The sequence below is a fragment of the Arthrobacter sp. TJ-178 genome, assembly GCF_058269275.1.
This window is the reverse complement of the sequence record NZ_JBZCNK010000002.1, coordinates 628756-654055: the sequence shown is the minus strand read 5'-3', so window position 1 is coordinate 654055 and position 25300 is coordinate 628756. Positions and strand designations below refer to the sequence as shown.

General features: G+C 61.1%; 17 protein-coding genes and 1 pseudogene. 10 read left to right on the top strand and 8 right to left on the bottom strand.

Annotation, left to right across the window (positions count from 1 at the left end):
- Positions 1 to 346: 346 nt before the first annotated feature.
- On the top strand, positions 347 to 739 hold the full coding sequence (locus tag AC4D2Q_RS09240) for a hypothetical protein (protein WP_490946158.1): 393 nt from the start codon (positions 347 to 349) through the stop codon (positions 737 to 739).
- Positions 740 to 913: 174 nt separating this feature from the next.
- On the opposite strand, the gene AC4D2Q_RS09235 is transcribed toward AC4D2Q_RS09240, so the two are convergent.
- Positions 914 to 1810: a DUF308 domain-containing protein gene (locus AC4D2Q_RS09235; protein ID WP_490946157.1), complete on the bottom strand. Its 897-nt coding sequence runs from the start codon at positions 1808 to 1810 to the stop codon at positions 914 to 916.
- Positions 1811 to 2184: 374 nt separating this feature from the next.
- On the opposite strand from AC4D2Q_RS09235, the gene chvE reads away from it, so the two are divergent.
- From chvE to mmsB, 3 genes are all read left to right on the top strand, one after another.
- The gene (gene chvE / locus AC4D2Q_RS09230) at positions 2185 to 3309 is read left to right on the top strand and encodes a multiple monosaccharide ABC transporter substrate-binding protein (RefSeq protein ID WP_490946156.1); all 1125 of its coding nucleotides are present in this window, start codon (positions 2185 to 2187) and stop codon (positions 3307 to 3309) included.
- A gap of 87 nt (positions 3310 to 3396) precedes the next feature.
- Complete coding sequence (mmsA, locus tag AC4D2Q_RS09225) at positions 3397 to 4944, top strand: multiple monosaccharide ABC transporter ATP-binding protein (RefSeq protein ID WP_490926875.1); 1548 nt, start codon at positions 3397 to 3399, stop codon at positions 4942 to 4944.
- Positions 4941 to 6137 carry a multiple monosaccharide ABC transporter permease gene (gene mmsB / locus AC4D2Q_RS09220; RefSeq protein WP_490946155.1) on the top strand — a complete coding sequence of 399 codons (1197 nt, stop codon included), beginning with the start codon at positions 4941 to 4943 and terminating at the stop codon, positions 6135 to 6137. Before mmsA ends, mmsB begins: the two co-directional genes overlap by 4 nt.
- Before the next feature lie 82 nt (positions 6138 to 6219).
- Here the strand turns inward: mmsB and AC4D2Q_RS09215 are convergent, their stop codons facing one another.
- A complete protein-coding gene (locus tag AC4D2Q_RS09215; protein WP_490946154.1) occupies positions 6220 to 6711 on the bottom strand; it encodes a DUF6650 family protein in 492 nt (163 codons plus the stop codon).
- Positions 6712 to 6887: 176 nt separating this feature from the next.
- Here AC4D2Q_RS09215 and AC4D2Q_RS09210 point away from each other — a divergent pair, with 176 nt between their 5' ends.
- Positions 6888 to 7304, top strand: coding sequence for a VOC family protein (locus tag AC4D2Q_RS09210; protein WP_490946153.1), 417 nt, complete (start codon positions 6888 to 6890; stop codon positions 7302 to 7304).
- 12 nt (positions 7305 to 7316) lie between these two features.
- Here the strand turns inward: AC4D2Q_RS09210 and AC4D2Q_RS09205 are convergent, their stop codons facing one another.
- Complete coding sequence (locus AC4D2Q_RS09205; protein WP_490946152.1) at positions 7317 to 7892, bottom strand: VOC family protein; 576 nt, start codon at positions 7890 to 7892, stop codon at positions 7317 to 7319.
- A gap of 34 nt (positions 7893 to 7926) precedes the next feature.
- Between AC4D2Q_RS09205 and AC4D2Q_RS09200 the strand changes: the two genes are divergently transcribed.
- Positions 7927 to 8805, top strand: coding sequence for a helix-turn-helix domain-containing protein (locus tag AC4D2Q_RS09200; RefSeq protein ID WP_490946151.1), 879 nt, complete (start codon positions 7927 to 7929; stop codon positions 8803 to 8805).
- Positions 8806 to 8909: 104 nt separating this feature from the next.
- Entirely contained in the window at positions 8910 to 10091 is a 1182-nt protein-coding gene (locus tag AC4D2Q_RS09195) for a GDSL-type esterase/lipase family protein (protein WP_490946150.1), read from the top strand.
- Positions 10092 to 10160: 69 nt separating this feature from the next.
- Here the strand turns inward: AC4D2Q_RS09195 and AC4D2Q_RS09190 are convergent, their stop codons facing one another.
- Both AC4D2Q_RS09190 and AC4D2Q_RS09185 read right to left on the bottom strand, forming a co-directional pair.
- On the bottom strand, positions 10161 to 10892 hold the full coding sequence (locus AC4D2Q_RS09190; RefSeq protein WP_490946149.1) for a hypothetical protein: 732 nt from the start codon (positions 10890 to 10892) through the stop codon (positions 10161 to 10163).
- 196 nt (positions 10893 to 11088) lie between these two features.
- Positions 11089 to 13752, bottom strand: coding sequence for a M14 family metallopeptidase (locus tag AC4D2Q_RS09185; RefSeq protein WP_490946148.1), 2664 nt, complete (start codon positions 13750 to 13752; stop codon positions 11089 to 11091).
- Positions 13753 to 14046: 294 nt separating this feature from the next.
- Here AC4D2Q_RS09185 and AC4D2Q_RS09180 point away from each other — a divergent pair, with 294 nt between their 5' ends.
- From AC4D2Q_RS09180 to AC4D2Q_RS09170, 3 genes are all read left to right on the top strand, one after another.
- On the top strand, positions 14047 to 14175 hold the full coding sequence (locus AC4D2Q_RS09180) for a hypothetical protein (RefSeq protein WP_490946147.1): 129 nt from the start codon (positions 14047 to 14049) through the stop codon (positions 14173 to 14175).
- 121 nt (positions 14176 to 14296) lie between these two features.
- Positions 14297 to 15562, top strand: coding sequence for an exonuclease domain-containing protein (locus tag AC4D2Q_RS09175; protein WP_490946146.1), 1266 nt, complete (start codon positions 14297 to 14299; stop codon positions 15560 to 15562).
- Positions 15563 to 15736: 174 nt separating this feature from the next.
- Positions 15737 to 18853, top strand: a complete 3117-nt coding sequence (locus tag AC4D2Q_RS09170) for a DEAD/DEAH box helicase (RefSeq protein WP_490946225.1) — start codon at positions 15737 to 15739, stop codon at positions 18851 to 18853.
- A 1015-nt stretch (positions 18854 to 19868) separates the two neighbouring features.
- Here AC4D2Q_RS09170 and AC4D2Q_RS09165 read toward each other — a convergent pair.
- The 3 genes and pseudogenes from AC4D2Q_RS09165 to AC4D2Q_RS09155 form a co-directional block, all read right to left on the bottom strand.
- Entirely contained in the window at positions 19869 to 22910 is a 3042-nt protein-coding gene (locus AC4D2Q_RS09165; protein ID WP_490946145.1) for a type I restriction endonuclease subunit R, read from the bottom strand.
- Complete coding sequence (locus AC4D2Q_RS09160) at positions 22907 to 23386, bottom strand: restriction endonuclease subunit S (protein ID WP_490946224.1); 480 nt, start codon at positions 23384 to 23386, stop codon at positions 22907 to 22909. Before AC4D2Q_RS09160 ends, AC4D2Q_RS09165 begins: the two co-directional genes overlap by 4 nt.
- Before the next feature lie 108 nt (positions 23387 to 23494).
- A pseudogene (locus tag AC4D2Q_RS09155) lies at positions 23495 to 25051 on the bottom strand (type I restriction-modification system subunit M); the annotation flags it as partial.
- Positions 25052 to 25300: the final 249 nt, after the last annotated feature.

Below are 25300 nucleotides of genomic sequence, written 5' to 3'. Positions count from 1 at the left end.
GCATCGGTCCGTGACGGACGGTTTGCAGGCTGCTGGAAGGTGCTTATGTCGAAAAGCAGAGCAGTGAACTCCGCCGATACTGTGGTGCAAGGTTTTCCCCAACTATTGAATTGTCTCCCCGAGATTACTAGCTGTCGGTGACAATGAGGTAAACCGCTGAATGAGGGGCGGAAGCAGGCCGGATTAATCATCTCCGCAAGGTTCAGATCCGATGCGGCGCTGATGGTGCTCCGCCTCGTAGGTGCGGGTCCGGCAAACCTGAAAGAATGGAACGTCCGGCGGCTCGGTGTGCCGCCGGGAACCTTTTACCAAACACAGCCGCACCCTGGAAATGGAGCTCCGCCACATGTCATCCGACTCATCTGCCGCCCGAATCTTCGGAATCTCACCGGAAAACCGTGTCACGGTCTACGGCGCGCAGGACCGTCCGGAAGTTGCCGAGCTTCTGCCGGCCCAGGCGAACTTGGCGGCGCCGGGCTCGCTGATGCCGGCCGACGTCGTGCTGCTCTTTGCCGGTTCGGCCGCGGACCTGGCACACGACCTGTCCTCTGCCGCAGACGCAGTGGAGCCCGGCGGAGTGCTGTGGGTTTGCTATCCCTCCGGAATCGAAGGCCAGGAACGCGACCTCAACCGGGACACTGTGGCCTCGCTGCTGACGGACAACGGCTGGGAACCGCTGGCGGACGCGCCGGTGAATGCTGAGTGGTCCGCAGTCCGCGGGCAGCCGAAGGCACAGTAGCCAGCCGCAGGCTATAGCGGGTTCGCCCGGACTGGAGTACCGCGCCAGCGGCCTCGGCTCGGACCATAGCCTCGTCCGCGTTGGAGCACTCCCGATATAACCTCGTCAATCGATACAAGTGAAGCCCCCGGGAAATCACCGGGGGCTTCACTTGTATCGAAAGGGTTATTTACATTACTGGACTGCGACGAAAACCTTGTCGTCAAACATTCCCGGCCGCACAGCGAGGACGCCTTGTCCGGCTGTAGCCGTCGGCACGGTGAAGGTGACATTTCCTGTCGCGGTTCCATCCGTGTAAAGCGAGCTCGTGGTATCGATGGGTTCCGGCGCGATGGCAATGCTGTCGAAGCCGTTTACCGTTGTTCCGTCCGCTGTTACGTACTCAACGGACAGCATGGCAGGCATCTGCCCGTTGGGATCATCACCGAGGTACGTTGCGGAATAATTCACCAGAATGTACTCCGAGCCTTCGGCGGGCGGCTCATTGAACTGGTTGGCAGCAAGGACGGCATCCGTAGCGGCCAGATCAACAGAATTGACGACGACGCGCCACTCCTCGTTCTCGATGACCGAACCGAGGGAGTACGGATTTGCGCGCGTCCCGGCCTCTGCGCCTTCCTCCTCAGCCGCCCCTTCCTGGGCTGCGGTGCCATCTGCCGGCTGGACGACGGTGGTGTCGCCGCTGCCAACAGCTTCCTCGAAGGAATCCGAGACAACCGAGAAGAATACGATGAATCCGACGATCGTTCCCACGATCGAAAGGATTAGCGCTGTAATACCCATCCACTTGGACTTGTTCTTGAGGAAGAGGGACACAAGGCCCAGGATGAAAGCGATCGGCAAAAGAATCCAGCCGATGATAAGGGCGCCCGGTACGCAGGCGAAAATGAAACCAAGTACTCCTGCGATGAGGGCGATGAGCCCAACAATATTTGATTGTTTCTTTGGCTTAGTTGTTTCAGGTGAAAGCGTGGGCAGTGACGCCCCGTTGCCGTGGTTTTCTGGCATCGGCTGTTGCGGCTGGGGCGAAGCGATATGCGAGCTGCCCCCAGGAAGCTCTGATTTTGTCATTTCTCAATAGTGACATATAAATAATAGATTTTTTTACACTCTAATTCTCGTTATACGGACCTCTTTGACCCGTGGGCTGCCCTGCCGTTCCGGCCCTCGGGGGGGGGCGGGCAACTGCTAGGGGCCGGTCCGCGTCCCGCACTAATCCGGGCGGGCCGCGTTGCGATTGGATAACTACTCTTGTCCGACGGTTGTCCGGACGGATAAGTTTTCTCAGCCTGCAAATGGGTGGCGGTTCTTCCGCCACCGGGGTGTTACAGCGCTGTATCCGTCCGATCCAGTACCACGGCAATCCGCAGTGGCCTTCCGCCGTCCGCCGGCGCTAAGCCGAAAGCCCGCCGCACCAGCCGGATCCTTTTCCAAAAGGCCCAATCATGACCCGAATCAAGCATGTTTCTTCGCTCTTCCTAGCCCTCGGACTCGCAGCAGGCATGTCTGCCTGCGCCCCCGCCGGCTCCAACGATGCTTCCGATGATGCGAGTGACGGCGGCGTCGAATGCAACGTGGGAATCTCCATGCCGACCCGCAGCCTGGAGCGCTGGATCAACGACGGCGAGGGGCTGAAGGAAAAGCTCGAAGCCAAGGACTGCGCCGTTGACCTGCAGTACGCGGACAACAAGACCGACCAGCAGATCAGCCAGATCCAGAATTCAGTGGCCGGCGGTGCCAAGATCCTCGTGGTCGCCGCCATCGACGGCAAGACCCTCGGTCCGACCCTGGAAAGCGCCAAGGACCAGGGCGTGGAGGTCATTGCCTATGACCGCCTGATCAACGGCACCGACGCTGTGGACTACTACGCCACCTTCGACAACTACCAGGTGGGGCAGCTCCAGGGCGAGTTCATCGAGGAGCAGCTGGGCCTGGCCGACGGCAAGGGCCCGTACAACCTGGAGCCCTTCGCCGGCAGCCCGGATGACAACAACGCCGCCTTCTTCTTCTCCGGTGCCTGGGACGTGCTGCTGCCGTACGTTCAGAGCGGCCAGCTGGTGGTTCCCTCCGGCAAGTCCCCGGCGGACAATGCCGGCTGGACCTCCATCGGCATCCTGGGCTGGGAGTCCGCGGACGCCCAGTCGGAAATGGACAACCGCCTGCAGTCCTTCTACACCGGCGGTGACAAGGTCGACGTCGTGCTCTCGCCCAATGACAGCCTGGCGCTGGGCATCGAAGCATCATTGCAGTCCGCCGGTTACCAGCCCGGCACCGACTGGCCGCTGATCACCGGCCAGGACGCCGACGTCGCCAACATCAAGGCGCTGCTCTCCGACCAGCAGGCCATGACCGTTTGGAAGGACACCCGCCAGCTGGGTGACCAGGTGGACACCATGATCGCCTCGATCGTGGCCGGAGAGGACCCGGAGGTGAATGACACCGAGACCTACGACAATGAGGTCAAGGTGGTTCCCACCTACATCCTCGAGCCGCAGGTTGTGGTCAAGGATGATGTGCAGAGCACCCTGGTGGACTCCGGCTTCGTTTCCGCATCGGACATCGGGCTCTAACCCGTTCCGGCTATTGCCCGGCAGCGGGGCGCGGTTCCGCCGCGCCCCGCCGTCGGGCTTCCACTTCTGCAGCGAAACGAGAACGGCATGAATGACGTCATCCTCTCCATGGACGGCATTGTGAAGGAGTTCAACGGCATTAAAGCGCTCGACGGCGTTTCGGTGGACATTGAGCGCGGCGGAGTACACGCCATCTGCGGCGAAAACGGCGCCGGTAAATCCACGCTCATGAAGGTGCTTAGCGGCGTGTATCCGCATGGCAGTTTCGACGGCACCATCTCGCTGGAGGGCAAGCAGGTGTCCTACGGGACGATCAATGACAGTGAGCGGGACGGGATCGTGATCATCCACCAGGAACTCGCGCTCAGCCCGTACCTGTCCATCGCCGAGAACATCTTCCTGGGCAACGAGGTTTCCCGCGGCGGCGTGATCGACTGGAACCAGACCAATCTGCAGGCCGCGGCCCTGCTGGAGCGCGTGGGCCTGGATGAAAGCCCCGCAACCAAAATCCTGGAGCTCGGCGTCGGCAAGCAGCAGCTGGTGGAAATCGCCAAGGCCCTGTCCAAGGAAGTGAAAATCCTCATCCTGGACGAGCCCACGGCGGCCCTGAACGACGGCGATTCAGCGCACCTGCTCGGGTTGATCGATCAGCTGCGCGAGCAGGGCATCACCTCCATCATCATTTCCCACAAGCTCAAGGAAATCCGCGCCATCGCGGACATCGTCACCGTCATCCGCGACGGCCAGACCATCGACACCTTTCCGGTGGAGAACACGGACGACATTGAAACCCGGATCATCCGGGCCATGGTCGGCCGGCCGCTGGACAGCCAGTTCCCTGACCGGGAGCCGGACATCGGTGCGGAGAAGTTCCGGGTGGAGGACTGGACGGTGCACCACCCCGTGGACACCGACCGGGTGGTGGTGGACAACGCCTCCTTCAACGTCCACGCCGGAGAGATTGTGGGATTTGCCGGGCTGATGGGAGCGGGCCGCACGGAGCTGGCGATGAGCATCTTCGGACGCTCCTACGGATCCGGGATTTCCGGACGCGTCTACAAAGACGGCACGGAGATCACCACGCGCACGGTGGGGCAGGCCATCCGCAACGGCCTGGCGTATGTCAGCGAGGACCGGAAACGGTACGGGCTGAACCTCATCGGCAGCGTCACCGTCAATGTCTCCGCCGCGGCGCTGCGCAAGCTCGCGAAGATCGGCATCATCGACCGCAACCGCGAATACGGCGTGGCCGACGAGTACCGGCAGCAGATGAACATCAAGACGCCCACGGTGTCCTCCATTGTGGGAAACCTGTCCGGCGGCAACCAGCAGAAAGTCGTGCTCAGCAAGTGGATCTATTCGGGTCCGGACGTGCTGATCCTCGACGAACCGACGCGCGGCATCGACGTCGGCGCCAAGTTTGAAATCTACGGAATCATCAACGAGATGGCGGCCCAGGGCAAAGCCGTGATTGTCATTTCCAGCGAACTGCCGGAGCTGATCGGCCTCGCCGACCGCATCTACACCATTGCCGAAGGCAAGCTCACCGCCGAAGTGCCCCGCGCCGACGCCACGCAGGAAGAACTGATGCGCCACATGACCGCCGCCCGACCCCAAGGAGCACAAGCCTCGTGACCACCACCGCCCCGGAGAAGGCTCCGGTTCCGAGCCCCAAACCGGCACAGAAGCGCCGGCCGCCCGTTGACCTGCGGCAATACGGCATCCTTGCCGCGCTCGTCGTCATCATTGTGCTGTTCCAGATCCTCACCGGGGGACGCCTGCTCTATCCGGGCAACGTATCCAACCTCATCCAGCAGAACGCCTATGTGCTGATCCTCGCCATCGGCATGGTCATGGTGATTATCGCCGGACACATCGACCTGTCCGTGGGTTCCGTGGTCGCGGTGGTCGGTGCAGTGGCCGCGCTGTCCATGAATGACTGGGGACTGCCCTGGTGGGGAGCCGTTGTCCTGGCCCTCGCCGTCGGCGCCCTGATTGGCGCCTGGCAGGGCTTCTGGGTGGCGTTTGTGGGGATACCCGCCTTCATTGTCACGCTGGCCGGGATGCTAATTTTCCGCGGCCTGGCCCTGGTGCTGCTCACCGGCGGCACGGTCAGCGGCCTGCCACGCCCGTTCGTGGCCATCGGCAACGGAACCCTGCCCTCCACCGGCACCCCGGACCTGGTCACCCTGGGCATCGGAGCGGTGGCCTCCATCGGGCTGATTGTCCAGCAGGTCAAGGGACGCGCTGACCTGGCGCGTCTGGGGCTGCCGCGCGAGCGGGCCCTGTCCTTCTGGTTCAAGATTGCCCTGGCCATCGTGGCGATCATGTACCTGTGCTACCTGCTGGCCTACAACCGCGGCACGCCGATCATCCTGATCATCCTGGCCGCGCTGGTGCTGGCGTATTCCTTCCTGCTGACCCGCACGGTGTTCGGCCGGCACATCTACGCCATGGGCGGGAACCTCAACGCGGCCATGATGTCCGGCGTGAAAACGCAGTGGGTGAACTTCTTTATCTTTGTGAACATGGGCTTTTTGGCCGGGCTGGCCGGCGTGGTCAGCACGGCGCGGGCCGGGGGAGCGGTGGCCTCGGCCGGCAGCGGCTTTGAGCTGGATGCGATTGCCGCCGTGTTTATCGGCGGCGCCTCGGTGCAGGGCGGTGTGGGCACCGTGATCGGTGCCGTGATCGGCGGCCTGGTGATGGGTGTGCTGAACCAGGGCCTGTCCATCCTGTCCGTGGACGCTGCCTGGCAGCAGGTCATCAAGGGCCTAGTACTGCTGGCGGCGGTGGCGTTCGGGTTCAGCCGGCGGAAGAGCGCGCGCTAAGTCTCTTTACTGAACGACGACGGCGGTCGGTTCCTTTGGGAGCCGGCCGCCGTTTTGTGAGGGTGGGGGTTTGCGGGTGCCGTTAAACGTAAGAGGTCCGCTTAAATGCGCCTTCCCCTGGTTCGCGGACTTCAACATCCTTCGTGCGTCCAAGGGTAGCAACAGCCTCGGAAAAGGCCTCACGAAGTTCATGAAGCTCAAACTGGTAGTCCTCAGGATGGTTCTGGACGCTCTCCATATATTCGTTGCATGCGGCAGACATTTGCACTAAAGCTCTAAAAAGATCGGTGGATTTCGGTCGAAGCAACAAACGCGTTTCCCGGATCTCCTTGCGAATCTGCCTAATGGCTTCCGTGGCATAGGTTCTGTCATCGTTCGGCTCGGCGTAACTGGCGACGGGTGTAAGGGGTGCGAGAGAGCGGCGGAGATGGAGATCTGTGATGAGGTTGTTCAGCGCGGCCGCTTCTACGCGCTTGGCATCGGTTAATCGCAGGAATCGTTCGGATAAGAAGGCAGCCATGGTGCCCAAGAACGCCGCTCCGGAGGCGGCGAGTACATTCCACAAGATATCCATGCCGGGAGTCTAAAGGGCATTTCCGTGAAGGTGACGCAGGGCACTCCGGTCTAGAGGTGAGTAGTCGATCCGTCATCCGACCGGAGCGGCCATCGGATCCCAAACCTCTTCCTCCCGACGCATGCCGCGCCTAATCTGGCTGGTATCCGACCGCAACGAGTTTGAAGGAGATCGCCATGTCCAGCACCATGAATCCCTATCTCAGCTTCCGGGACAATGCCCGGGAGGCGATGGAGTTCTATCAGAGCGTGTTCGGCGGAACCCTGGAAAGCAGCACCTTCGGCGACATGAACATGTCCGAAGACCCCGCCGAGGCCAACAAGATCATGCACTCGTCCCTGAAGACGGACAAGGGGTTTGTCCTGATGGGCTCTGACACTCCGGCCAGCATGGCGCTGGATGAGGGCAGCAGCTATTCGATTTCCCTGAGCGGCGACGACGGCGAGGAGCTGCGCGGCTACTGGGACAAGCTGCTCGACGGCGGCCAGATGACGCTGCCCCTGGAAAAGGCACCCTGGGGCGACATGTTCGGCATGCTGAATGACAAGTTCGGCACCAGCTGGATGATCAGCATCGAAGGGCAGGATTCCTAGTCCGACCAGTTCCTAGCCGGATTGCTCCGCAGCCCATTCCGCAACACGGCGTGCGCTTTCCTCCTCGGACAGGTCCTCGACACGGCTCATGATCGACCAGCGGACGCCGAACGGGTCGCGGATGCTCGCGAACCGGTCCCCGGAAACAAACGTGCTCAGCGGTTCACGGATGGTTGCACCGGCGGCCTCGGCCCTGGCCACCGTTTCATCGACATTGGCGCAGTAGAGGCCCATCGAGTAGCAGTCCTCGTCTCCGGCCGGCATCAGAACCAGCCCGTACTGAGGGTTCGGTTCGCCCAGCTGCAGCCGGCCGCTGCCGAAGTCCAGATCGGCGTGCACCACCACACCTCCCATCTCCGTGACGTCCGCCGTCCGGGCGCCAAAGACATCGCGGTAGAAGTCGATGGCGGCCCGGGCATCCGGTACGGCCAGGAACGGGGTCAGGGCGGTGACGCCGTGCGGAATGCCCCCGGTGGTGTGGTCACCGGTGACGCCGGCCGTGGTGGAGGCCGGGGAAGCCGGAGCGTTGGACGTTTCTGTGGTTGAAGGCGAGCTTGGGGCTGAACTGGGGCTGTTTGTTGTAGTCATGGTGTCAGAGTAGGCAGCGCCTCCGGGGCGGGGCTTGAAGATTCGCGACAGGTACAGCTCGGGCAGTATCAGCGAGGGAGGGGGAGCGGTGGAGGAGCAGTGGCGGGGCACGCTGTACCCGGCGCGGCTGCCCGTCTTCCACCGTATTCTCCCGGCGGAGGAGCTCGCGGACCGGGTGCGCTGGTTCTGGATCCCAGAGTGGAACCTGGCACCGGGACGGGTGTCCCGGCAGGAAGTCCTTCCCTTTCCGGCACTGAACCTCGTGGTCCAGCCCGACGGCGTCACGCTCTCCGGCCCGGCGACCCGACGTTCGTTCCGTGATTTGTCCGGACGGGGCTGGGCGGTGGGGATGCTACTGCGTCCGGCGGCGGTGCCGGTGTTCGTCCAGGACCCGGGGAGCCTCCGCGATACCGAAATCGAAGTGGAGGCTCCGGAGCTGCTCGCGGCCGTCTCAGCTGCCATGTCGGCGGACGACGAACCCGACAGCAAAGCCCGCGACGACGATGGCGGCGCGTCCCGCCGTCGTGCTGCCGCGGTGGCGGCGGCAGCCCGCTGGCTGCAAGACAACGTCCCGGCCCCCAGTGCCGACGCACTGCTGGCCAACCGGCTGGAGGACGTGATTCAGGCGGACACGGCGCTGCTCCGGGTGGACCAGGCTGCCGAGCAGCTGGGGATCTCGGTCCGGACGGTGCAGAGACTGGCCAGGCGGCATGTGGGACTGCCTCCGCTGGCCATGATCCGTCGGTACCGGTTGCAGGAGGCGGCGGAACGTGTGCGGCTGAATCCGGCAACTCCGATTGCGGACATCGCCGCCGAACTGGGCTACGCCGATCATGCGCATCTGGCGGCGGCGTTCCGGGAGGTCCTTGGCTTCACGGCCAGCAGTTACCGGCGGTCCGCAGGCGGGTCATAAGTCTCCTCTCAGCTCTCCCGCCGGGTCCACTGGCAGGTTCCCTGCCGGAAAGGCCGGGCGGCCGGATGCACTAATGTTGCCTGTCTGCAATCCACTGACCCCTCATGAAAGGCACCATGATTTCCACTGCCATTGCTCCCGAGCTCGTTCACGGGGCTGCGGAACTTGAAACAACTCCGCGGGGACTGCGGCCGCACCGCCTGCCGACGAAGGTGCGCACGCGTTTCCCGGACCCGCAGCTGCTGATGGCCGAGTCACAGCCCTCCGGCATCCGGCTGGTCTTCTCGACGACGGCGGAGCAGCTGGAGCTGGTCATCCATCCCACCCGGGTGGTCTACCTCGGGGCCGACCGGCCGCGCGGCCACGTGGACCTGGTGGTCGACGGCGAGCTGATGCACAGCGACGAACTCAGCGGAGGCTCGTTTACCGAGGTGAACATGTCCACCGGGGCCATCCGGCAGGTTGACGGGCCCTCGCACACCAGCGTGTTTTCCCGGCTGCCGGCCGGGTCCAAGCTGGTGGAAATCTGGCTGCCGCACAACGAGTCGGTGGAGCTGGTGGAACTGCGCAGCGACGCGCCGGTGGAGCCGCACCGCCCGGACCGGCCGGTCTGGCTGCACCACGGCAGTTCCATCAGCCACGGATCCAACGCGGCAACGCCGTCGGGCATCTGGCCCGCCGTGGCGGCGCAGCTGGGCGGCGTGGAACTGCACAATCTGGGCCTGGGCGGAAGCGCCGTCGTCGACCCCTTCACCGCCCAGGTGATGCGCGATACCCCCGCCGACGTCATCAGCGTGAAGCTGGGCATCAACGTGGTGAACCTGGATGCGATGCGGCTGCGGGCGTTTGTGCCCGCGGTGCACGGGTTCCTGGACACCATCCGCGAGGGGCATCCGGAGACGCCGCTGCTGCTCGTGTCGCCCATTTTCTGCGGGATCCATGAGGACACTCCGGGGCCCGGCGCGTTTGATCCGGCGTCGTTCGCCACGGACCAGGTGAAGTTCATTGCCACCGGGTCGCCGGCGGGCGTGGCGGCCGGGCAGCTGACGCTGCGGGTGATCCGCGAGGCGCTGGCGTCCCTGGTGGAGCGCCGGTCCGAGGACGCGAACCTGTATTACCTGGACGGGACTGAACTGTACGGGGCGGCCGATGCCGACAAGCATCCGCTGCCCGATGCGCTGCACCCGGACAGCGCCACGCACCGGCTGATCGGGGAGAGGTTTGCCAAGTATGCGTTTGCGGGTGAGGGTCCGTTTGGGCAGGTGGGGAAACGGGCCGTGGGGTAGCGGAGTCAGACAAGAAAGGAGGGGTGCCGGCTGCGGACAGCCGGCACCCCTCCCTGCAACTGATCTGAACTACGCCGAGTAGTTGCCGAACTTCTTGGCCTGACGGTAGGCCTTCTTCTTGGTGAAGTATTCGCCGGAGGGCTTCATCCACAGCAGCACGACGGCGGCGATGGTGGCCAGGGTGGCCAGCAGCGTGAGGATCCCGGAGAGCGTCCCGGTAGAGAACAGGCCGATGAGTCCAAGGAGCGAGAAAACGGCGAAGATCGTGATGACGATGCGTGCCCAGTTGTATCCGGCGCGGACCAGCAAGGCCAGCGCCACCCGAACTGCCAGGCCCAGGATGCCGGAGAACACGGCTGTCAAGGTGCCGGCGGCAACACCGTTGGCCAGGGACTCGGAATCGACATCCAGTCCGGCGTTCCGCAGCGTTTCTTCCATGGTGTCGAGATATTCGGGGGAGTTCACGTACACCAGGGCAAGCGGCAGGGCGATCAGCCCCAGGACTGCGCTCGCGATCAGCAGCCAGAACGCCTGATCCACCTGCTTGGGACGGGCGGGATCTTCAGCCGGAGGCGTCTGCCCGAAGGGATTGCCCTGGTAGGCGTAGTTGCCCTGTGCCGGGGAGCCGGACCCGGGGTAGGTGTAGTTGCCCGGGGTGCCGGGGTAGGCCTGTCCGCCCTGGTCCGGGCCCGGCTGACCCGGCTGTCCTGGCTGTCCGCCCTGACCGGGCGCCGGCTGGCCGGGATTCCACGGTCCGGGGTTGTTCCCGGATTGGTTGTTGGGCTGCGTCGGTTCACTCATGTTGTTCCCCCTAGAGACATGTCGCCGTGACGGCGCTCGCGGTGTGCCCGCCCGCTGCGGGCGGATGCATGCTTCAGCGCCAGCCTAGCGGTGACCGGCGCGGGAAAGTGGGATTGGAACTACGACGGCGGTGCGGACGCGGGAATTCCCGGGCCGAGGACTGCTGCCCCGGCCCGGGAATCCTTTGAAGCTGCTGCTAGCGGCCGCCCTTACCGAATACTCCTGCCATTTCCTCGGCTGTCAGTTCGGTGCCCGCGCCGTTGTAGATGGCGTTGGTGACCACCGTCCAGGACGCCCTCGGCCAGGTACGGAAGGTGATGTGTCCGCCGGCGATGGTCACGTCACCCTCGCCGACGTCGAACGAGGCAATGTTCGTTGCCCCGTTGATCGCTTCTGCGCCCAGTGCATAGCCGCTGACCAGCGGGTTGCCTTCGGCCGGGTACTGCGAAACCGAGGTTCCCTCCCCGGTAAGGCGGAAGGCGGCGTCGTTGTTGAACCACGTGGGCCACGACGCCGGCATGCCCCAGGCCGCGGGGGCCGAGGTGTCATAGTTCTGGGCCAGCAGGGTGCCGGGAACCATGAACGACGCGCGGTCCGTCGGCGTGATGTTCTCCACCGGCAGGCTCATGGCTGAGGCCGCGGTGAGGGACGATGAGCCGAGCGCCAGGATGCTGCCGCCCTGTGCGGCGAACTCGGCGAGTTTCTGGGGTGCATCCGGCACCCCTGCAGCCCACGCGAATTCCTCCGGGTACTTGGTGGTGTCCAGCCCGGTGGTCAGCCGTTCGGTCGAGATTCCCGGTGCGAGCACAATGGAATCAAACTTGTCGGACAGATTGGCGTAGTCCGCAGCTTCGACCACTTCGTAGTTCGTGCCGAACTGGTCCATCATCCACATCAACCAGCCGCCGGGCATGTTGTTGGCGCCCCGGACCAGGCCGATCCGGGTATTTTCCGCGAGCTTGACCGCGTCGGTTGCCGGCATCTGCGCCGTGGCGTAGACCGGCAGGCTGGTTTCGCGGATGGCACGGGTGAGCGTACCGCGGGCACCGCGCTCGCTGGCGGGAACCATCAGTGCACCGGGAGCGAATTCCCGTCCGTCCACGGTGATTGGACCGGCAGCACGGTACGCATCCACGCCTGCGTCCTGCAGTTCGTCAATGATCCGGCCCAGGCCGTAGGACTCGGCACTGAGGATGTAGGCACCGTCTCGACCCGGCGGACGGGGCATCTGAACCCGTTCCTGCCGGATCTCGCGCACCTGCCGGGTCGCGGCTTCGAAAGGCTCCTGAACCGCGGCAACATTCACGCCCATGAACAGGGCGATGTTGTCGGTCGTTTCGCTGTACGGCATGATCAGCGGGCAGTCGTCGCATTTGCGGGCACTGTCCGGATACTCGTCGATGCGCAGCAGCTGGTCCACCCAGCGGCCGAGCGGCTGCTGGGTCCGCAGGATGTAGGAACCGGCGGCGAATTCCTGGCCCTCAGCGGTGAAGGGGGCCTTGGCCTGCTCGATTTCGACGTCGCCGATGTCGAAGATCCGCATCATGTCATACACCGCGTAGGGGTCGCGCTGGCCGCTGGGCACCACATAGGCGTACGGGCCGCCCTCCCAGTCAACACTGTTCCTGTTCACACGGTAGAGGTTGTTCAGCAGCCAGGACTGGGGATCCGAGGCGACCGTGTTCATTCCGGAGAAGGCCGCCGCGGTGGCGTACCGGACAATCTGCTTCAGCGTCCAGGTGTTGGAATCGTAGGGCAGGGGAGAGCGCATGGTTTTGTCGACCGGTTCCAGCACGCCTTCCCCGGTGAAGGGATAGGCCAGGTCGCTAACGGAAGCAATCTCGGTCAGGAAAGTGGAGGTGCCCAGGAACGTCCCGTAGCCGGCGACGTCGGCGTTCCAGAGGATGCCGTACGCATCGTCGGACTTCACGCCCTTCAGTCCTTCAGCCACGAGGTCACGCTGGGTGAACTGGCCCAGCGCGTTCGAGGAGGAGATGGCGATGGGATCCACGGCCGTGGACAGCGGCTCGTCATAGGGCGGGGTCCAGATCCGGGGACTGTTGGTCCCGGCCTGGTGCATGTAGTGCTGCACCACGGGACGGTATTTCTGCTCCAGCATCACCCGGGTCCGGGATTCCTTCTGCGTGAACATGAACCAGTCACGGTTGTTATCGTGCCCCGCATAGGTGTGGTACAGATCCGGATACACCCGGTTGTAGGCCGTACCAGCGGTCTCGTTGAAGTAGTCCACCACCATCTGCTGCCCGTCGGGGTTGGCGGAGGGGACGATCAGCACCACCATCTCGTCCAGGATCTTGTTCATGGCCGCGGAGTCTTCGGTGGCCAGACGGTGGACGACGTCGACCAGCGCCTGCGTGTTTCCGACTTCCGTTGCGTGGATGGAGGCCTCAATGTAATAGACCGGGACGGTCCCCGCGGCGACCTTGCGCGCGTAGTCTTCTTCCTCCATTCCGGCGGCGGCGGCCTCGGTGACCATCGCGTCGGGATCGGCGAGGCGCTCATTGGTGGCAAGGATTTGATCCAGCCGCTGCAGGTTCTCCTCGCTGCTCAGCCGAAGGATGGGATATTCGTTGTTGTCAGTGGTGCGGTCCACCACTTCGTAGTCCACTTCCGGGGACTGTGCGGCAATTGTCTCGAAATAGTCGCTGATGTCCGCGAACGATGCGAGCCGCCCCTCGTCGCCCATTTCAAAGCCGAAGTACTCGGCGGGGGCAGGGAGGTTTGGCAGTTTGCTGCCCGGTGGCGCGTCACCGCGGTACCCGGCGGCCGGTGAGATGGCCACGCCCAGCAGGGCTATGGAGGCGAGAAGGGCTGTGGCAGTTTTGTTCCTTATCTGCATGGATGATCCCTCATACGGGCCGCGGCCACCTCTGGCCGCGGCAGGGTGCTGCTCATAATCAGCGCATCGGAAACATGCGGTGATGCAGCTGGTGGTGCCCGGCCGTCATCGAGCCGGGCACCCAGCCGTGTCTGTGCCGCACCTAGTGGTGATGCGGCGGCGCGAGTGTAGAAGGGACGCTAAGGGGGTGGCTGGCCATGGTCAACCGTTGTGGACGGAATTTGGCCGGGTTGGAGGAAGTGCTGTTGTTTATTTTCCGGAAGTTTGAATAAGGGGCCAGTACAAGATTCGGGAGTGTTCGGACAGGGTTGGCTTGGCTCCGGCTCACCCTCTCCGAGCTCACAGGTCAGCAGTATCCGTGTGCTGAACGGCGGGGTGATGGAGGTTCCGCTGGCCGCGCTGCTCGCAGCACCTGCGGCGTGAGCCGGCCAGAAGCCAGCTGAACCTGGCCATGGTCTGCCATGCCATAAACTGGTAGCCCCATTGACGAGCGCCCTCCAACATGCAGGTGTCCCGGTATCGATGAGACATCACAGGAGGAACCTTGGGCAGTCTGAACTTCACTGTCATTGACGTGGAAACCGCAAACCGTCAGCGTGGATCAGTCTGCGCTGTCGGACTGACGCTGGTCAGGAACGGTGAGATCACCAGGTCATTGGAATGGCACGTTCAGCCTCCCACAGGGCTGGATTCTTTTGAGCCTCGGAATATCGAGATTCACGGGATAACGCCGGAAATGGTGAAGAATGCGAACACCTGGGAAGACTCCCTCGATGCCATCGAGACTCTGGCAGAAGGCTTTCCTCTGGTTGCTTACAACGCTCCGTTCGACAAATCCGCAATACTGGAAGCAAGCCGCCTCAGCTCGCTCACTCCTCCTGCCAACGCTTTTCACTGCGCTCTGGCACTGTCGAGGCGGCTTATGGTGATGGAAAAGTACAGCCTTCCCCTCGTGGCCGCTGAACTGGGAGTAGATCCATTTGACCATCACAGTGCGGGCGCCGATTCGGCGGCTTGTGCGCAGGTGGTTCTGGCGCTCGCCAAGCAGCATGGACTGAACGACTTGTTCGCCCTCTGGCCGGTGGCGGAAGCCAAAGCGACTTCGGGGGGTGGCTCGGTAAAGTCGTCATCCTTCAGCCTCGGACACCGGAGTGCACTAGCTGACCTTCCCCAGCCCGATTTGACGGCAGATCCCTCCCACCCGTTCTACGGCCGGCAGATCATTATGTCCGGCGATCTGGACTCCCTCGAACGGTGGGAGGCGATGGAACGAATCGCTGCTGTTGGAGGCACTAATGGGAAGGGCGTGACTAAGAAGACCGGATTTCTGGTCATCGGTGAAGTTAAAGATCACGACGCCATTGATCTTGAAAATGGCACGACAAAGGAACGCAAAGCCGCCGCCTATATGGCAGCAGGACAAGACATCACAGTTCTGACGGAAGCGGACTTCCTGGAGTTGATACATGCTGTCCCTTCGGCGTTTACGGGTGACCCGTTCGAGGTAGTCAAAACGGAAGCGAGCACCGCAGGAGGCTTACTCCTCGCCGAGGCGCCGGTGGCTGCAATGGCCTTGCACAACGCAGCTGCCACTCCCGCACCGGATGACCGCAATGCAGACCGTGCCGGTTTGGTAGACGCAGCTCCTATCGGTCACCGCGAGGAGCCGTCCGGAGGGAGCAGACGCAGCGCTTCGGAATTCGTTGAGGGCGAGCCTGTTTCGCAAGTGGCGAGTGAAGGCGGTATTCCCTCCCACAAGGACGGATTCTGGGCACGCCTCGCACGGTTATTTGGGGTACGGAGGAAATAAGGAGCCAGCTGAGCCACCGGTTGCCCTGAGCTATGTGGCCTGTTGATGAGCTTCCGAGTGATGGTGAATGACGTGAGGATAAGCTCATCGGAGAAACAGCTCCTTCAGAGGCTGCAGGTTACGACAAGAGGCTGGAAAGAATTGCTGAACACCAATGGGGGAGAGCCGGAGTTTCTGGCGGAAGGTCTCTACGAATCACTGCGCACCGATGAACTCACGAAACGGATTACGACAATTCCGGAGCTGCAACCAGCTTTCGAGAGCGTGCCGGAAGATTCGTCGCCCGAGGTTCTGGCAACCTACATTGCGGCTCAGGCACGGCAGGCGCTGACCGCAGCCAAGCCTGAAGACCGGGTAGCCCTGGCCAACAGCATCCTTACTGGTGTCCACGGCGCTTCAACGGTTCAGCCCGGACCTCAGCAGCTGACGTCGCTGTTCGCTCCGGACGGGCTGCGACGTCGTCAGCTGCGCCGCCCGTCAACCTCTTTCAGCAACGCTGCCTTGCTGACCAACGGCAGAGATGATCCCAGCCTTTCATCGGAGCTCAATGCCGAGCTGGGATCCGCCGACCGCGTGGACATGCTGTGCGCATTTATCAGATGGTCCGGCCTGCGGCTGCTGGACAAATCCCTCAAAGAGCTCAAAGAGCGCGGGATTCCGCTGCGGGTTCTCACCACCACCTACATGGGTGCCACCGAACGTCGCGCCATCGATGAGCTCGTCCTCACGTACGGCGCCGAAGTACGCATCAACTACGAAATCCACGCCACCAGGCTGCACGCCAAAGCCTGGCTTTTCCGCCGACATTCCGGCTTTGATACTGCCTACGTGGGCAGCTCCAACCTTAGCTCCGCGGCGATGCTTGAGGGACTGGAATGGAACGTCAAACTGTCCTCCGTGGGAACGCGCGAGGTATTGCAGAAGTTTGAAGCAACGTTCGACAGCTACTGGGAGCGGCCCGAGTTTCAGCCCTATGACCCGGACCGGGACGGCGAGAAGCTGGACGCAGCGCTGGCGGCGAACAACGGAAAGAAAACCTTCATCCCGCAGGGTGCCACAGGCCTGGAACTTAAGCCGCACCCGCACCAGGAGGGAATGCTGGAAGAGCTGGACGCGGCACGGGAAGTTCACGGTCACCACCGCAACCTGGTTGTTGCAGCAACCGGAACCGGAAAAACCGTTCTCGCTGCCCTTGACTACAAACGCCTGTGTGAAGCGGCCGGGCGGAGGCTTTCGTTGTTGTTCGTGGCCCACCGCAAGGAAATCCTGGCCCAGTCCCTCACCACTTTCCGCAACGTTTTGCAGGACGGTAACTTCGGTGAGCTTTTCGTGGGAAAACACAAGCCAGTTGAATGGAAACATGTCTTCGCCAGTGTGCAGTCTTTGGCGTCCAAGCGTGTGGAGACGCTCAGCCCGGACAGCTTCGACGTCGTCGTCATTGACGAGTTTCACCATGCCGACGCGCCCACATACCGCCGCATCATGGACCGCCTGGAACCGGCCGAGCTTGTCGGACTGACGGCAACCCCCGAACGGGGCGACGGCATCAACGTTGCCGACGAGTTCTTTGACGGCCGGGTGGCCAGCGAACTGCGGCTTTGGGATGCCCTGGAAGCAAATTTGCTGGTTCCGTTCCATTACTTTGGCGTGGCGGACGACGTCGATCTGAGCCAGTTGGAATGGAAACGCGGCAGTTACGATACGGCGCAGCTTAGCAACCTCTACACCGGGAACGACGCGCGCGCCGCGAAGGTTATCGCCGAACTCCAGCGCACCGTCACGAACGTTGGAGAGATGAGAGCGCTGGGCTTCTGCGTCTCCGTCCAGCATGCAAACTACATGACCGATGTGTTCGACCGGGCGGGAATCCCGTCGCTCACCGTGTCGGGCCAGACGCCGGAAGAGGACCGCGAAGCTGCCCTTCGCCGGCTGCGCAAGGGAGAGATCAACTGCATTTTCGCCGTGGACGTCTTCAACGAAGGACTCGACCTTCCGGAGATCGACACCATCCTAATGCTGCGTCCCACGCAAAGCTCCACCATCTTCTTGCAGCAGCTGGGTCGGGGTTTGCGCCGGTTCAAAGACAAAGCGGTGCTCACAGTGCTGGATTTCATCGGTCAGCAGCGGCGTGAGTTCCGCTTTGACAACAAACTCCATGCCATTACCGGACTCCGACGGAAGGGCCTTCAAAAAGCACTTGTGACTGGCTTTCCGTTCCTGCCGTCCGGCTCACAGATCGTCCTGGACAGGGTTTCCCAGCAAATCATTCTGGATAATCTGCGTGACCAGCTGCGCACCAACCGGCCCCGGCTCATTGCCGACATCCGCTTCCACGGAGAAACGCTGCTGGCGAATTTCCTGGAGAAATCCGAACTTGAGCTTGAAGACGTCTACCGGAAAACGGGCGAGTCCTGGACTTCTTTGGTGCGGACAGCGGGCCTGCAGGAAGCACCTTCCATCCCGGTGCCTGCCCTGGCCAACGGGGAGCAGCGGTCCGTCGCCGAAGAGACTCTGTTGTTGCGCCGCATGACCACGCTGCTGTGCGTGGATGATCCGGAACGCGCGGACGCGTACGCCATGCTGGTATCCCAGAAGGCCCCTCGATACGAAGACCTGGGTCCGCGCGAGCAGACCTTTGCTCGCATGCTCTTTTTCGTGCTGTGGCCGGAAGGCCTCAAGTTCACGTCCTATGACGCCGGATTGGATTTCCTGCGCGGTTTCCCGGATGTGTGCGAAGAAATCCGGCAGCTGGTGGCGCTCGGCGTCGCACGGTCCCGCTACTCGCCAAAGGGCCTGGGCCGCGGACTGCAGCAGGTGCCCCTGCACTCGCACGCAACCTACCGGCGTGAAGAAGTTCTGGCTGCTCTGGGGTACTTGTCGGTGGACGGCCGGAAAGCGCGTCACCGCGAAGGCGTGGCCTGGTGTGAAGAAACCCAGACGGATGCCTTCTTCGTCACCGTGGACAAGGACGCCAAGGACCGCGCCGCAAGCATTATGTACAAGGACTACGCGATGGGCCCCAACGTGTTCCACTGGGAATCACAGAACAGCACGTCTCCCTCCAGCCCCGTGGGCCAGCGGTATTTGGACCACAAGGCTGCCGGCACCCAGATCCTGCTGTTTACCCGGACGCGCGAAAACGATGATTCGGGAATGACGATGCCGTATGTCTGCCTGGGCCAGCTGGACTACATGCAGCACACTGGATCGAAACCCATCGCGATCACGTGGAAGTTGCAGCGGCCGATGCCGGCGGATGTATACGTCGATGCCAGCGCGGTGGCTCGCTAAGGCCCGTCATCCGCGCGTTACGGACCGTGTAAGCCTGCGCAGGTTGATGGCTCGTGGTCCGAATCCGCGGTGAGCTACTTCGAAACGGAGGGATCTCCGACGTCCCGCATCACTTTCATGATGACATCGCGTGTGATTCCAGGATTTCGTTCCGCGACAACCTTCGAGATTTGGCTACTGATGTCCGTGAAATCTGCGTTGTATCCGAGGCCGCGCAAGTCTTCGGGCGTGACGCCGAGGCTTGACTGCGCTCTATTGGGAAGAGAAAACCCATCATCGGAGTAAAGCCTAGATCCATCGCTCCAAGTTTGATGCCGCAAACTCGCCCCGGAGAGCGGGGTGTCAGGCGAGAACTCGTGCTCTTCTAGAGAGACGACTTGCGCGCGAGAACAGCGGAACAGATACCAAGCGGGTAATCAGGGTCATGGTCAACGCGCTCGGGAACAACTTTATAGAGGGCAGCAGGTCCCAGCTGGCTGAACTGAACGGCATAGTCGAAAGCGAGGTCCTTATCGGTGGTGATGTATACGAAGTCAGGTCGATACTCCGTGAGCATCTCCTTGGACATTCTTTTGCAAAATATTCTTGTAACCTGGTACTTCAATTCCTGGGATGAGAAAGTCGCCCACTTGTCGACCGTCGGCCCCTCCATGCCAGAATGCGCGTGAGAAGAAGGTTCCCTCACTCTTTGATGTATCGCTCACGTTAAGATCCCCCTGCTAATAAAGTGCGACGCACAGAATTGCGGCTAGCCGCACCCATAGTAACTTTGTGGGGGAGCTCATCCTTGTGCGCGACATCAACAAACCGGTGGAGAGCCCCGTCTGCTTCCGTAACCCTGACTGGGATCTGACGCCTGCGGACACCAGGGCGTCGGGAAGCGGACAGTGTCCTCGCTGGAACTGGCTGGTTCCCGCTGGATGTTCTGCGGGCACAAGTATTCATCACAGATGAATCGCCGCCTGCCCAGATCACGCAGGACGCAGGTCTGCCACTACCTAAAATGTGTGGCGCGTCAGTCGCTTCGAGCCGAGACGAGTCCAAAGAAACGATCGAAGTACTCGCCGAGCTTCACCAAAACCCGCTGCTTCTTCTCACCGAGACCACCGGTGGGAGTGAAGCGAGACACCGGAGGCAATACCCTAGTGATCGCCGGACCAGCCACCTGAATACTCCCATCGCTAAAAGCCATGTCAACAAAAGTACGAGTGGCCTCGGGACGTAGGTTCTCCGCCTCGATGATCTTCTCGAGCTCGCTTTCGCGGCGTTCTTCGATAAAGGCTTTCCAATCCTCATCGACTTCTCCGGTGATAGACACCCGGTCGATGAAGGCTTCCACCAGGTCCTTCTTATTGCGCAGAGTTGGGCTGGCATCCACGGCTCGGGTGATCTCGGCCCGTATCTCCTTGTCCTCACCGTCACCACGCTGCTCGCGGTACTTCTGGACGAGCATAAGGATGTAATCAACGTTGATCTCTACCTGCTTGATCAACTCGATTTCGAAGACGACGTCGTCGTTGATCTGCTCCTTGTCAGCGGTCTGTTCCTTGCGGAGCTCCGCGTACAGGTCCAGATACACACTGCGGTAGTCCTGGCCCTGACGGTCCGTGAGGATCTCGTTACCGGTGAACTCGTCGAACGAGGTCAGGATGTTCTGCAAGCGCAGGATAGCGCCGAACAGGGCAATAAACTCTTTCTGCGCAGACTCTCCGATGATCGGCGACCCGAGGGGATAGGCAGCGAGAAGCTCGTCCACTTTCTCCTGGTATTCGCTGTAGTACTCCGGGTACGGCTTCAGGAGGACGACGCCGCGCGCATCCTTATTGCCGAAAAGGGCAATGGCGTCGTTGGTCTGCTGCTCAAGGTCACGGAACGAGACGATATTGCCGTACGTCTTGACGGAGTTGAGGATCCGGTTGGTTCGCGAGAAGGCCTGTATCAGCCCGTGGGCCCTGAGATTCTTGTCCACGAACAAGGTGTTCATCGTCGTCGCGTCGAACCCTGTCAGGAACATGTTGACGACGATGACGACGTCGATCTCCCGCTGCTTGAGCCGAAGTGAAAGGTCCTTGTAGTAGTTCTGGAACCGGTCGGCAGTGGTGTCGAACGAAGTGCCGAACATCGCGTTGTAGTCGGCGATGGCGTCCTCTAGAAAAGACCGAGCATCATTGCTCAGGTGTCCTGTGTCGAACTCCTCTTCGTCGAGCGCACCGTCTTCCACGGCCTCGTTCGCACCATAGGAGTAGATCAGGCCGATCTTCAGCTTCCGGTCTGAAGGTAGCCCCTTCTGCTGGGCCTGGAACTCCTGGTAGTACCGTCGAGCCGCGGGAATTGACGCGGTTGCAAACAGGGCATTGAATCCGCGAACCCGCTTCTCGCCCAGCGTGTAGGCCTCGTCTCGTTTTGTCTTTTGGTCGAAGTGCTCGAGGGTGTACTCCACGATCTTGCGGACCCGCTCAGGGGCAAGCAACGCGGTCTCCGTATCGATGGCCGAGACCTGCTTGTCGGCCACATTGCCGACCCTGACCGTGTTCACGTAGTCGATGCGGAACGGCAGGACGTTCTTGTCCGTGATGGCATCGACGATGGTGTAGGTGTGAAGCTTCTCACCAAACGCCTGCTCGGTGGTCCGCAGTTTCGGGTTTCCGCCGCTGCCGGCGTTCTCGGCAAAGATCGGCGTCCCGGTGAAGCCGAACAGGTTGTAGCGCTTGAAGGCTTTAGTGATAGCGGTGTGCATGTCACCGAACTGGGAGCGGTGGCATTCGTCGAAAATGATGACCACGTGCCCGTTGTAGATGGCGTGGCCCTTATTGGCGTTGATAAAGGTGGAGAGCTTCTGGATCGTCGTGATGATGATCCTCGCGCCGAGGTCCTCGAGCTGTTTCTTCAGCACAGCCGTGGAGGTATTCGAGTTTGCGGCGCTCTTCTCGAAGCGGTCATACTCGCGCATCGTCTGATAGTCGAGGTCTTTGCGGTCGACGACGAACAGCACCTTATCCACCGACGGCATTTTGGACGCGAGCTGGGCTGCTTTGAACGACGTCAGCGTCTTACCCGACCCTGTGGTGTGCCAGACGTACCCGCCGGCCGCCGTCGTACCGAGCTGTTTGTAATTGGTGGAGATCTCGATCTTTTGCAGGATCCGTTCGGTCCCGACGATTTGGTACGGGCGCATGACCAGCAGCATGCGGTCGGCCGTGAGCACACAGTATTTGGTCAGAATGTTGAGCAGCGTGTGCTTGGCGAAGAACGTCTTGGCGAAGGCCGTCAGGTCTTGGATGGGCTTGTTCTGGGCGTCGGCCCACCATGACGTGAATTCGAAGGAGTTCGACGTTTTGCGCACGCGCTTCTTGCCCGTCATCTCGCTGATGTGTTGGCGGCGCGTGGTGTTGGAGTAGTACTTGGTTAGCGTGCCGTTGGAGATGACGAATAGCTGTACGTACTGGAAAAGGCCGGAGCCCGCCCAGAAGCTGTCGCGCTGGTACCGATCGATCTGGTTGAAGGCCTCGCGGATGTCCACACCGCGACGCTTGAGTTCGATGTGGACCATTGGCAGCCCGTTAACCAGAACGGTTACGTCGTAGCGGTTTGCGTAGTTCCCGGCACCCTCACCCTGAGGGGTTTCGTACTGATTGATGACTTGGAGCCGGTTGTTGTGAACATTCTGCTTGTCGATCAGGAGGATGTTCTTGACCGAGCCGTCGTCTCGTGTCAGCAGCTGAACGTGGTCTTCCTGGATACGGACCGTCTTCTCAGCGATGCCCTCATTCGCCCCGGCGAGGCGCTCCGCGAAGAATTGCTGCCACTCGCTGTCCGAGAAAGAGATGTGGTTGAGGGCCTCAAGTTGGGTCCGGAGATTGGCAGTGAGCTGTTCCTCGGACGTAATGGGTAGATACCCGTAGGCCTGGGATTGAAGCAGACGGATCAGCTCACGTTCGAGGTCGGCCTCCGACTGATACGCGCTTTCTGCTTTCGAGTCAGGAACGTACTCGGCAACGACCGTGCTTTCGTTCGAGACGGCTATCGGATCGTACTTGCGTGGGGGAGACACAGTCATACGTCGGGCTCGGTAAAGGTGAGTAACCGTTCACGGCAATGCTCATATTGGCACCGACGGGATTCAATCTCGGTTCCTAGCTCCGCCTCCAACTGCGTAAACTGATCCAGTATCCGCACGATTTCCCGCTGTACATCAAGAGGGGGTACAGGAATTCGGAACCTTGAGTATTTGGAGATCCAGTGACGGGCGTGATCTTGCGGCCTGAAGCGAATTCTACTCATTGCAAAATATACGAAGCGGAAGTCAATTGGTGCTCCCGGCTTTGGCCTGAGCATCTTCATCGCCGAGGATTTCGCCTTGAATGGGAAATCCACCCATTTAAATGCGGTAGTGAAGTCGTCGAATATCATCACAGGGCTTTCTGGCGAAGCGGGGTAAATTCCGTCGACCTCGTCGGTGTAACCCAAGATAAAAGTTTGCCCGGCAGTGAGGACTGGGGTCGTGAACGTATCATCATACTCCGTCGACTCCACTAGATACTTCGTGGGCTGTTGGTAGTCCAGAAGTTCGCCTAGGGGCACGAATTGGACACGGTCGGAGGAGGCTCGGTCGATCAAGTCGTCAATGAGGTTCAGTTGTTTCTCCAAGTCGGTGACGACGGAATCGATAGCAGTTCGCAACTCAGCCTGGCGCGAGACGATCTTTGAGATATTCGCGTTAATTTCTAAGATGTCGATTAATTCGCGTGTATCCCTCTCATCGATGTAGGTGGAGACAGCGAGGTTGTAGTCCTTGTTGGCTATGACTTCGTTCGGTACGAGTTTGGCGAAATGCTCGGCATCCCCACGGCCAGTGAAGGCAGAAAGGATCGCCTGCTGATGAGTTGTAACGAGTTTGTTTTTGTTACCTACACGCGTGAACTCACCGGAGGCATTGACAAAAAGCACGGAGTTATCGTTCTTGGATTTCTTAAGCACGATGATGCAGGTGGCGATCGTGGTGCCGAAGAACAGGTCCGGCGGCAACTGGATCACGGCATCGACATAGTTGTTATCGACTAGGTATTTACGGATTTTAGCCTCGGTACCTCCACGGTAGAGCACCCCGGGGAGATGAACTACCGCTGCGGTTCCGTCAACTGCCAACCAAGACAGGATATGCATCGTGAAGGCAAGGTCTGCCTTCGACTTTGGGGCCAGCACACCCGCCGGGGCGAAGCGCGGGTCGTTAATCAGCAGCGGGTTCGCGTCACCGTCCCATTTGATGGAGTAGGGCGGGTTAGAGACAATCGCCTCAAACGGTTCGTCATCCCAATGTGCTGGTTCCAGGAGAGTGTCGCCGTGGGCGAGGTTGAACTTCTCGTAGTTCACGTCATGCAGGAACATGTTGATCCGGGCCAGGTTATAGGTGGTTAGGTTGATCTCCTGGCCGTAGAAGCCCTGGCGGACGTTGCCTCTACCCAGGATCTTGTCGAACTTCAGCAGCAAAGATCCCGAACCTACGGCCGGGTCGTACACCTTATTCACCGAGGTCTTTCCAACGACGGTGATACGGGCCAGGAGCTCGGAGACTTCCTGCGGTGTGTAGTATTCGCCACCGGACTTGCCCGCGCTGGAGGCATACATCTGCATCAAGTACTCGTACGCGTCGCCGAACAGGTCAATCGAATGTTCCTCGAAGTTCCCCAAGGGTAGGTCTCCGATGGCGTCCAGGAGTTTGACAAGTTTCTCGTTGCGCTTGGCAACAGTGTTGCCCAGCTTAGAACTGTTCACATCCAGATCATCGAAGAGACCCTTGAGATCGTACTCGCTATCACTGCCAACGGCCGAGCCTTCGATGTTCCTAAATACGCGGGCGAGTGTTTCGTTCAGGTTCTCGTCATGGACTGCATGCCTACGCACATTCCGAAACAGCTCCGACGGCAGAATATAGAAACCCTTATCCTCCACAGTTACCGCGCGGCCGAGCTCTGCCTCCTCATCCGGCAGCAGAGCATAGTCGAAGCGCGAGTTGCCGGCCTCGTGCTCACCATTATTGATGTATGCAGTGAGGTTCTCGGAAATGAACCGATAGAAGAGCACCCCGAGTACGTAGCTTTTGAAATCCCACCCGTCAACCGAACCCCGTAGATCATTAGCGATGCGCCAAATGGTTTTGTGAAGCTCGGCGCGCTGATGTTCTTTGCTGGTGGGGTTCATATCTTTCGTCTCCTGGGCGATGCAAAGTGTTTACCTATGCTCGGATTCTCTGCTTCTTAATCATAGCGACGCTCAGTGACAGACGCATGTTGACAGCCGCCCAGCCCCAGCAGTGGATCCTCAAGACAGATGAAGCAGTGGAGACGTCACAGGCACGGCGTCCTGTCAAGGTGATCATGGATCAGTGGATGTTTGCTGGGAACGTCTTTCTACCCACTTAGAGGAGGATTTGCTCGGGCAGTGTGCAAC